Source organism: Pseudooceanicola endophyticus (assembly GCF_018760365.1).
Taxonomy (GTDB): Bacteria; Pseudomonadota; Alphaproteobacteria; order Rhodobacterales; family Rhodobacteraceae; genus Pseudooceanicola; species Pseudooceanicola endophyticus.
Window position 1 is genome coordinate 568,182 of the sequence record NZ_JAHIAB010000001.1, and the last position, 8,833, is coordinate 577,014.

Sequence of the window (8,833 nt, forward strand, 5' to 3'; positions counted from 1 at the left end):
TCAGGATGATCAGCCTGAAGCCGCGGTTTCGATTGAACCGAGACGTGTTGCCCGGCTGCTGAATGGAAGGGCGTTACCGCCCTGCCCCCATCAGCTGGCGATCACTTCCCAGCGTTTGGTCTTCGACTTGGGTGCGCATTCCTGGATGCGAACCTCATCACCTTTCTTGAAGGTGTTGTTCTCATCGTGAGCCCGGTACTTCTTGGACTTACGGATGGTCTTCTTCAGAACCGGGTGCGTGAAACGACGTTCCACGACGACGGTGACGGTCTGAGCGTTGGCGTCAGAGGAGACGACGCCTTGAAGGATACGTTTGGGCATCGGAAAGCTCCTTATTCGGTAGCTGCGGCAGCAGCTTTTTCGTTCAGAACGGTGAGAACGCGGGCAGCCTGACGGCGGGCCTTGCGGATCTCAGCAGCGTTCTCGAGCTGGCCGGTGGCCTGCTGGAAACGAAGGTTGAATTGGGCTTTCTTCAGCTCGACCAGCTCATCGCGAAGCTGGTCCGGAGTCTTCTCGCGAAGCTCTTTGGCGCTCATAGCGCTTCCTTTCCTTCCTGGCACCGGGAGGCCCCGAGAGGGGTGACCTGCGAATCCGGTGGGTTATGTCAGAACAATGAGCGCTCCCAATACACGGGGAATCCCCACCGGTCAACAGGGGAAAGGCGGGTTTCACCCCATATTTTCAAGGCCCGGCGCGGGCTCCCTCCGGGCGCCGGATTCCAGCCGCAGCGCGGCGATCAGCGCCTCGCTCAGCGGTGCGACATGGGCATTGCCCCGGGTGATCGCCGTGTAGACCTCGGGGGCATCGTCGGCCACCATGGCGAAGGCCTCCATCATCAGCTCGTAGCTGCGGGTGCGGATCGCGGGCTGCGGCCCGAGCCGCGCCATGGCATGGGCCAGCAGATGGGTCAGACCCTGGCTGAGCGCCGCCTGGCGATCATGCTCCTCGGGGGTGGCGCGCAGCAGGCGCAGCCCGTGACGTGCCCGCAGGAAGGCCGCCACCCGTCGCCAGCGATTGCCCCGCAGCGGGCACAGAACCATCTGGCAGCCCCTCAGCCCGCGTGCCGCACTGGCGGGGCCGAACATCGGATGGGTGGCCAGCGCCTCGACCCCCTCGGGCAGCAGCGTCTCCAGCAGACGCGCCGGCTCTTCTTTCACCGAGCAGGTCTCGATCACCAGCTGACCGGGGCGCAGATGCGGCGCCAGATCGCGCAGCACGCGCTCCAGCAGCGGCACCGGCACGGCCAGCACGACGATGCCGGCGCGCGCCGCCGCCTCGGGCGGCAGAACGGTGGCGCCCAGGGCGCGGGCGCGGGCCTGGGCGGCGGGATCGGGATCGCAGACCACCACGGGCATGTCGGGCAACAGCGTACGCGCCACCAGCTCGCCGAAGGCACCGAAGCCAAACAGCGCCACCGCGCGGGAAATTTCGGGGAAAGAGGTCACGGACATGTCCAGATCCTTGAAGGAATTTGGCCAGGGTCCGAATGCGAGGGGGTTCGTTCGACCGCTGGCAAGGGGCAGCGGGAACGGGAAGACGCGACCGCTGATCAGCTCAGCGGATAATAGGCCTGTGCGAAAAGGGGGCGGCGGGTCTGCGTCATGGCCTGATGACTACGCCCGCCGCCCCCGCAGGTCAAGCCCGCATCACCCCTCGGTGGCGCGCTGCATTTCCTCGGCGAATTCGCGGCGCAGCTTCTTGCGGATCTGGGCGGCGCGCAGGCGCTGCGCCTCTTCCTCGGTCAGCACCTGCAGCTCGGGCACATGCACCGGCTTGCCGCTCTCGTCCACGGCAACCATGGTGAAGTAGCAGGAGTTGGTGTGCCGCGACTTGCCCGAGCGGATCTCCTGCGCCTCGACGCGGATGCCGATCTCCATCGAGGTGCGGCCGGCATAGTTCACGCTGGCGCGGAAGGTCACCAGCTCACCGACATTGATCGGCTCCTTGAACATCACCTGGTCCACCGACAGGGTGACGGCATATTGCTGCGAATAGCGCGACGCGCAGGAGAAGGCGACGCGGTCGAGCAGGTTCAGCAGGGCACCACCATGCACCTTGCCGCTGAAATTCGCCATGTCCGGCGTCATCAGGACCGTCATTTCCAGCTTGCGGTGATCCATCCTGGGTCTCTCCTTGGGGTCTTGCTTGGCCTTCCACTAAGACACGGGATCGCTCCCGCACACCAGTCCCGGAATGCCCCCGCCCCCCGCAACATGGCGGGGTTGCGCGATCTGCAAGCTTTCGCCCGCGATCGCGCCTGCCTCAGCCCCAGGAATAGTTGAAGCTGACGCTGATGCGGTCGTCCTCGGACTGGTTCATCGGCACCTCGTGGCGCAGCCAGCTTTCCCACAGCAGCACGTCGCCGACCTCGGGCGCGACGTAGACAAAGCTCTTCAACTCCTCGCGTGCGCCCTTCACCCGGGTCGGCGCCGCCATCATCATCGGCAGGCGCGGATCCTCGAGCTTCAGCGCCGAGGCCCCGTCGGGCATCGCCACATAGGTGGTCCCCGAGATCACCGAATGCGGGTGGATATGGCTGGAATGGGTGCCGCCCTCGGGCAGGATGTTGATCCACAGATCCTCCAGCTTCAGCTCCCGCTCGCCCAGGTCGAACTCCAGGTCCTTCGCGAAGGCCGCCACGTGCTGGTCCAGCAGCTTGACGATCTCCCCGAAGATCGGGAACCGCCAGGCCAGGTCGGTCAGCGAGGCATAGGAGGTATAGCCCGGATAGCCGTTCTCCTCGCACCATTCCTGCCCCGCCTCGTCATCCTCGGCGATGGAATAGCAGGAGGCCTCCAGCTCGTCGGCATCAATCACCGCGCCGGAAAGATCCAGCCTGGCGCGGTAGAGACGGGTGGCAAACAGCGAACGGATATCGGCGGACATGGCGGACCTCGGTCACGGGAAGGGAAACTGGCGCTCCATACCGCGCACGCGCCCCTGACGAAAGCCCCCAGCACGCCGCAGGCCCCGCCGCCTCCCCGTCATCTGGCCCGAAATATCCCGGGGGAGCAGGCCGCAGGCCTGCGGGGGCAGAGCCCCTGCCCCATCGCCAAACGAAAACCCCCGCCGGTTTCCCGGCGGGGGTTGCAAATCTCGGCAGGCGGCGGGGCCGCCCGACCGGATTACCAGTCTTCGCGGACCACGATGCGGGTCTTGATCGGCAGTTTCATCGACGCCAGGCGCAGGGCCTCGCGTGCGACGTCTTCCGCAACGCCATCGATCTCGAACATGACGCGGCCGGGTTTGACCTTGCATGCCCAGTAATCGACGGAGCCCTTACCTTTACCCATACGAACTTCGGTGGGCTTGGAGGTGACGGGAACGTCGGGGAAGATACGGATCCAGACACGGCCCTGACGCTTCATGTGACGCGTCATGGCACGACGTGCAGCTTCGATCTGACGGGCGGTGACGCGCTCGGGCTGCGTCGCCTTCAGGCCGAAGGTGCCGAAGTTCAGGTCGGAGCCACCTTTGGCCTCGCCCTTGATCCGGCCCTTGAACTGCTTGCGGAACTTCGTGCGTTTCGGTTGAAGCATCTCTCTGTCTCCTTACCGGTCGCGATCGCCGCGGCGGTTGCCGCCTGCGCCACGCGGAGCCGGACCGTCCTGCAGTTCCTGTGCCTTGCGGTCACGGGCCTGAGGATCGTGCTCCATGATCTCGCCCTTGAAGATCCACACCTTGATCCCGATGATGCCATAGGGGGTGGTGGCTTCGACATGGGCGTAGTCGATGTCGGCGCGCAGGGTGTGCAGGGGCACACGGCCTTCACGGTACCACTCGGTACGGGCGATCTCTGCACCGCCGAGGCGGCCCGAGACGTTGACCCGGATACCCAGGGCGCCCATGCGCATGGCGTTCTGAACCGAACGCTTCATGGCACGGCGGAAGGACACACGGCGCTCCAGCTGCTGGGCGATGGACTCGCCAACCAGCGTCGCGTCGAGTTCCGGCTTGCGCACTTCGACGATGTTCAGGTGCAGCTCGGAGTCGGTCATCTTGGCGATCTTCTTGCGAAGAACCTCGATGTCCGCACCTTTCTTGCCGATGATCACGCCCGGACGTGCGGTGTGGATGGTCACACGGCACTTCTTGTGGGGACGCTCGATGATCACGCGGGCAACGCCGGCCTGCTTGCACTCGGTCTTGATGAATTCGCGGATCTTGATGTCTTCCAGAAGAAGATCACCGTAATCCTTCGTATCGGCGTACCAGCGCGAGTCCCAGGTGCGGTTGACCTGGAGGCGCATGCCAATCGGATTGACCTTGTTACCCATTAGGCTTGCTCCTCGACCTGACGCACCTTGATGGTGAGTTCCGAAAACGGCTTCATGATGCGGCCGTAACGACCACGTGCCCGGGGACGGCCACGCTTCATCACCAGGTTCTTGCCGACGAAGGCTTCCGCGACGATCAGATCGTCCACGTCGAGACCATGGTTGTTCTCGGCGTTGGCGATGGCCGACTGCAGGCACTTCTTGACGTCCTGGGCGATCCGCTTCTTGGAGAAGGTAAGATCGTTCAGAGCGCGGTCGACCTTCTTGCCACGGATCAGCGCGGCAACCAGGTTCAGCTTCTGCGGGCTGGTGCGAAGCATGCGCAGTTTTGCCATTGCTTCGTTGTCAGCCACGCGGCGGGGATTCTTTTCCTGACCCATGACTTACTTCCGCTTCGCTTTCTTGTCGGCCGCGTGCCCGTAGTAGGTACGGGTCGGCGAGTATTCACCGAACTTCTGACCGATCATGTCTTCGGTGACGTTGACGGGGATGTGCTTCTGGCCGTTGTAGACGCCGAAGGTCAGACCCACGAACTGGGGCAGGATCGTCGAGCGGCGCGACCAGATCTTGATAACTTCATTACGGCCGGATTCGCGTGCCGCTTCCGCCTTTTTCAGGACGTAAGCGTCAACGAAGGGGCCCTTCCAAACAGAACGTGCCATAGATCAGCGACCCTTTTTCTTCGCGTGACGCGACCGGATAATGTACTTATCGGTCGTCTTGTTACGACGGGTTTTCGCACCCTTGGTGGGCTTACCCCAGGGGGTAACCGGGTGACGGCCACCGGAGGTACGGCCTTCACCACCACCGTGGGGGTGGTCGATCGGGTTCATGACGACACCACGGACCGACGGACGGATGCCCTTGTGGCGCATACGACCGGCTTTACCGTAGTTCTGGTTGGAGTTGTCGGGGTTGGACACGGCACCGACGGTGGCCATGCATTCCTGACGAACCATCCGCAGTTCCCCGGAGGAGAGGCGGATCTGAGCGTAGCCACCGTCACGGCCGACGAACTGGGCATAGGTGCCAGCTGCGCGTGCGATCTGGCCGCCCTTGCCGGGCTTCAGCTCGATGTTGTGGACGATCGTACCGATCGGCATGCCCGAGAAGGGCATTGCGTTGCCGGGTTTGATGTCCGCCTTGGTGGCAGCCACGACCTTGTCGCCGACAGCCAGACGCTGCGGTGCCAGGATGTAGGCTTTTTCGCCATCGACGTATTGGATCAGCGCGATGAAGGCGGTGCGGTTCGGGTCATATTCGATCCGCAGAACAACGCCTTCGACGTCGAACTTGTTGCGCTTGAAATCGACGATCCGGTAGAGACGCTTCGCGCCACCGCCACGGCGGCGAGAGGTGATCCGTCCGGTGTTGTTCCGGCCACCCGACTTCGTCAGACCCTCGGTGAGGGCTTTGACGGGGCGACCTTTGTACAGCTCCGAACGGTCGATCAGCACCAGCCCGCGCTGGCCCGGCGTCGTCGGTTTGTACGACTTGAGTGCCATGCTTTCTGTCTTCCGTTTAGCAAGCGCGACCTCAAAGCAGGAGGCCGCTATGTGGGGGTATTTGCCGGGCGGCCGGAAAACCGCCGCTGACAGACTACCCGAGATATAGGGCCCCGAAGGTCCCCAGGCTCAATACCCACAGGCCCCGGAGCGAATCCGGGGCCTGTGGGATTGGGGGCGTATAGCAGGGGGGGCAGGACCTGTCCAGAGCCTCATCTGTTCATGGTCGAGATGGGGTCCGACAATCTATGGCAAGTCCACCCCGATTGGCTGCTGGGAGACCCAAATTGAGCTTTGTCAAAGCACCCACATCAAAAAGGGAGATAACTGGGGCTGTGACATTCGTACAGAAAGCGATCTCGGCAAAAAATGGAATTAAAAGCGAAATACCTCGCCCCGCTGGCGTGGCTTGTTCTGACGTCCTGCGCCAGCCAAATGACACCGCAACAGCTTTACATGTCTGGCAAACCACTGCCTTTCCGAAACTACAAGACAGGCGCTACGCTCATGCAACGCCAGGATGCAACGACAGATTGCCAGATTGAGGCTGCCCGCCGCGTCCCCCAAAGCATTCAAATCGGCACCACACCATCCTATACGACCCCCATACAGACAAGTTGTAACAGAATTGGAACACAGGTCTTTTGCAATACCACCGGCGGTGACACGATCGGTGGCAACACATATTCATACGACGCCAATTCAGGATTGAGACAAAGCGCCTACAGGCAATGCATCGCACACAAGGGTTTCTTGGATCTGAGCATTCCTGCGTGTCCAAAAGATCAAGACGTCACCATTCTTGCAACTCCGGCTTCGACCCGCCTCCCGAAGCTTGGCGCCAGCTCGTGCTACCGCGCGGATGAGACCGGCATTACTCTTGCCAATCTAAAATGAAAAAGCCCCCCGCCTTTCGGCGAGGGGCTCTCTAGCTTCTAACGACAGCAGGGTCTCCCCTGCCCCGCCGATCAGAGACCGGTGGAGACGTCGATCGTGTTGCCCTCTTCGAGCGTCACGTAGGCTTTCTTGACGTCCTTGCGCTTGCCGAGCATGCCACGGAAACGCTTGACCTTGCCCTTGGTGATGGTCGTGTTCACGGCCTTCACCTTGACGTTGAACAGGGTCTCAACGGCTTCCTTGATCTGCGGCTTGTTGGCGTCGATCGACACTTCGAAAACCACGGCGTTGGCTTCGGAAGCCATGGTGGATTTCTCGGTGATGATCGGCTTGCGGATCACGTCGTAATGTTCTGCCTTGGCGGTCATTTCAGGCGAGCCTCCAGAGCTTCGACAGCCGACTTCGTGAGCACCAGGGTGTCACGCTTCAGGATGTCGTACACGTTTGCACCCATCGACGGCAGGATATCCAGGCCATCAATGTTTGCTGCGGCGCGGGCAAAGCCCTCGTTGACGGCTGCGCCGTCGATCACGAGTGCACGCTTCCAGCCGAGGTTTTTCACCTGCTTGGCCAGGGCGCTGGTCTTGCCTTCCGAGTCCGCGTTCTCGATGATCACGAGAGCGCCGGCCTTGGCTTTCGCCGAGAGGGCGTGCTTCAGGCCGAGGGCGCGGAACTTCTTCGTCAGCTCGTGCTCGTGCGAGCGCGGCGTCGGGCCCTTGTAGATACCACCCTTGCGGAAGATCGGAGCCTTGCGGGAGCCGTGACGTGCGCCACCGGTGCCCTTCTGGCGGTAGATCTTCTTGGTCGAGTAGGAGACCTCGGACTTCGTCAGGACCTTGTGGGTACCCTGCTGAAGCTTGGCGCGCTGCCAGCGAACCACACGGTGCAGAATGTCTGCACGGGGCTCAAGGCCGAAGATCGCGTCGTCGAGATCGACGGAATCGGCAGCGGAGCCGTCCAGCTTGATCACGTCGAGTTTCATGCGTCGCCTTCCTTCTGCTCAGCCGCGGGCGCTTCGACAGCGGCGGCGGTTTTCAGAGCTGCCGGCAGAACGGCGTTCTCGGGGAACGGCTTCTTGACGGCATCCTTGACGGTGACCCAGCCACCCTTGGAACCGGGGACGGCACCCTTGATGAAGACCAGGCCGCGCTCTGCGTCGGTCTTGACGACCTGCAGGTTCTGCGTGGTCACACGGACGGCACCCATGTGGCCGGCCATTTTCTTGCCCTTGAACACCTTGCCCGGGTCCTGGCACTGGCCGGTCGAACCGTGCGAACGGTGCGAGATCGACACACCGTGCGAGGCGCGCAGACCGCCGAAGTTGTGGCGTTTCATGCCACCGGCGAAGCCCTTACCGATCGAGGTACCGGCGACGTCGACGTACTGACCTGCGAAGTAGTGGTCGGCGGAGATTTCCGCGCCAACTTCGATCAGTGCCTCGGGGTCGACGCGGAATTCGGCGACCTTGCGCTTGGGCTCGACGTTTGCAGCGGCGAAGTGGCCGCGCATGGCTTTCGAGGTGCGTTTTGCCTTGGCAGTGCCGGCGCCCAGCTGGACGGCGGTGTAGCCATTGGCGTCGACGGTGCGCTGAGCAACAACCTGCAGGTTGTCGAGTTGCAGCACGGTCACGGGGATCTGCTTGCCGTCTTCCATGAAGAGACGGGTCATGCCGACCTTTTTAGCGATGATACCGGAACGCAGCATATCCGTTGCCTCCCTTACACCTTGATCTCGACGTCGACACCGGCAGCCAGGTCGAGCTTCATCAGCGCGTCCACGGTCTGGGGGGTCGGGTCGACGATGTCGAGCAGACGCTTGTGCGTGCGGATCTCGAACTGATCGCGGGATTTCTTGTCGACGTGAGGACCACGGAGAACCGTGAACTTCTCGATCTTGTTGGGCAGCGGGATCGGGCCACGGACCTGAGCGCCGGTGCGCTTGGCCGTGTTGAGGATTTCCTGGGTGCTGGCGTCCAGAACCCGGAAATCAAATGCCTTCAGCCGGATGCGAATGGTTTGGCTCATTGTGTCAGCCTTTCGCGGCGTAGGAGTTGATAGGACGAACAGAGCTCACCTCTGTCCCTCGTCGAACCCAGCGGCGGACCCTAGGGGCAACCCGCCGTCTTGGAATTGGCGCGGGATACTCGGGACGGAC

At 62.5% G+C, this 8,833-nt stretch carries 15 protein-coding genes; 1 reads left to right on the forward strand and 14 read right to left on the reverse strand.

Features of this window, described 5'->3' with window-relative positions:
- Nucleotides 1-90: 90 nt before the first annotated feature.
- From rpsQ to rplB, 10 genes are all read right to left on the reverse strand, one after another.
- Nucleotides 91-321: a 30S ribosomal protein S17 gene (gene rpsQ, locus KM176_RS02805; RefSeq protein ID WP_160892451.1), complete on the reverse strand. Its 231-nt coding sequence runs from the start codon at nucleotides 319-321 to the stop codon at nucleotides 91-93.
- An 11-nt stretch (nucleotides 322-332) separates the two neighbouring features.
- A complete protein-coding gene (rpmC, locus tag KM176_RS02810; protein WP_160892453.1) occupies nucleotides 333-536 on the reverse strand; it encodes a 50S ribosomal protein L29 in 204 nt (67 codons plus the stop codon).
- 132 nt (nucleotides 537-668) lie between these two features.
- Complete coding sequence (locus tag KM176_RS02815) at nucleotides 669-1,451, reverse strand: prephenate dehydrogenase/arogenate dehydrogenase family protein (protein ID WP_160892455.1); 783 nt, start codon at nucleotides 1,449-1,451, stop codon at nucleotides 669-671.
- A 195-nt stretch (nucleotides 1,452-1,646) separates the two neighbouring features.
- Nucleotides 1,647-2,120 (reverse strand): acyl-CoA thioesterase, encoded by a 474-nt coding sequence (locus KM176_RS02820; protein WP_160892457.1) that lies wholly within the window; start codon nucleotides 2,118-2,120, stop codon nucleotides 1,647-1,649.
- A 142-nt stretch (nucleotides 2,121-2,262) separates the two neighbouring features.
- On the reverse strand, nucleotides 2,263-2,886 hold the full coding sequence (locus KM176_RS02825) for a 2OG-Fe(II) oxygenase family protein (protein WP_160892459.1): 624 nt from the start codon (nucleotides 2,884-2,886) through the stop codon (nucleotides 2,263-2,265).
- Nucleotides 2,887-3,125: 239 nt separating this feature from the next.
- Entirely contained in the window at nucleotides 3,126-3,539 is a 414-nt protein-coding gene (gene rplP, locus KM176_RS02830; protein ID WP_160892461.1) for a 50S ribosomal protein L16, read from the reverse strand.
- Nucleotides 3,540-3,551: 12 nt separating this feature from the next.
- Complete coding sequence (gene rpsC / locus KM176_RS02835; protein WP_160892463.1) at nucleotides 3,552-4,277, reverse strand: 30S ribosomal protein S3; 726 nt, start codon at nucleotides 4,275-4,277, stop codon at nucleotides 3,552-3,554.
- A complete protein-coding gene (gene rplV, locus KM176_RS02840) occupies nucleotides 4,277-4,657 on the reverse strand; it encodes a 50S ribosomal protein L22 (protein ID WP_160892465.1) in 381 nt (126 codons plus the stop codon). The genes rpsC and rplV overlap by 1 nt, the downstream gene beginning before the upstream one ends.
- Before the next feature lie 3 nt (nucleotides 4,658-4,660).
- A complete protein-coding gene (gene rpsS, locus KM176_RS02845; RefSeq protein WP_160892467.1) occupies nucleotides 4,661-4,939 on the reverse strand; it encodes a 30S ribosomal protein S19 in 279 nt (92 codons plus the stop codon).
- 3 nt (nucleotides 4,940-4,942) lie between these two features.
- A complete protein-coding gene (gene rplB, locus KM176_RS02850) occupies nucleotides 4,943-5,782 on the reverse strand; it encodes a 50S ribosomal protein L2 (protein WP_160892469.1) in 840 nt (279 codons plus the stop codon).
- A gap of 369 nt (nucleotides 5,783-6,151) precedes the next feature.
- Here rplB and KM176_RS02855 point away from each other — a divergent pair, with 369 nt between their 5' ends.
- Nucleotides 6,152-6,679, forward strand: a complete 528-nt coding sequence (locus KM176_RS02855; RefSeq protein WP_160892471.1) for a hypothetical protein — start codon at nucleotides 6,152-6,154, stop codon at nucleotides 6,677-6,679.
- 71 nt (nucleotides 6,680-6,750) lie between these two features.
- Here KM176_RS02855 and KM176_RS02860 read toward each other — a convergent pair whose 3' ends face one another.
- The 4 genes from KM176_RS02860 to rpsJ are packed head-to-tail and all read right to left on the reverse strand — an operon-like array spanning nucleotide 6,751 to nucleotide 8,703.
- Complete coding sequence (locus KM176_RS02860) at nucleotides 6,751-7,047, reverse strand: 50S ribosomal protein L23 (protein ID WP_160892473.1); 297 nt, start codon at nucleotides 7,045-7,047, stop codon at nucleotides 6,751-6,753.
- The gene (gene rplD, locus KM176_RS02865) at nucleotides 7,044-7,661 is read right to left on the reverse strand and encodes a 50S ribosomal protein L4 (protein WP_160892475.1); all 618 of its coding nucleotides are present in this window, start codon (nucleotides 7,659-7,661) and stop codon (nucleotides 7,044-7,046) included. The genes KM176_RS02860 and rplD overlap by 4 nt, the downstream gene beginning before the upstream one ends.
- Nucleotides 7,658-8,383 (reverse strand): 50S ribosomal protein L3, encoded by a 726-nt coding sequence (gene rplC, locus KM176_RS02870; RefSeq protein ID WP_160892477.1) that lies wholly within the window; start codon nucleotides 8,381-8,383, stop codon nucleotides 7,658-7,660. The genes rplD and rplC overlap by 4 nt, the downstream gene beginning before the upstream one ends.
- A 14-nt stretch (nucleotides 8,384-8,397) precedes the next feature.
- A complete protein-coding gene (gene rpsJ / locus KM176_RS02875; RefSeq protein ID WP_160892479.1) occupies nucleotides 8,398-8,703 on the reverse strand; it encodes a 30S ribosomal protein S10 in 306 nt (101 codons plus the stop codon).
- Nucleotides 8,704-8,833: the final 130 nt, after the last annotated feature.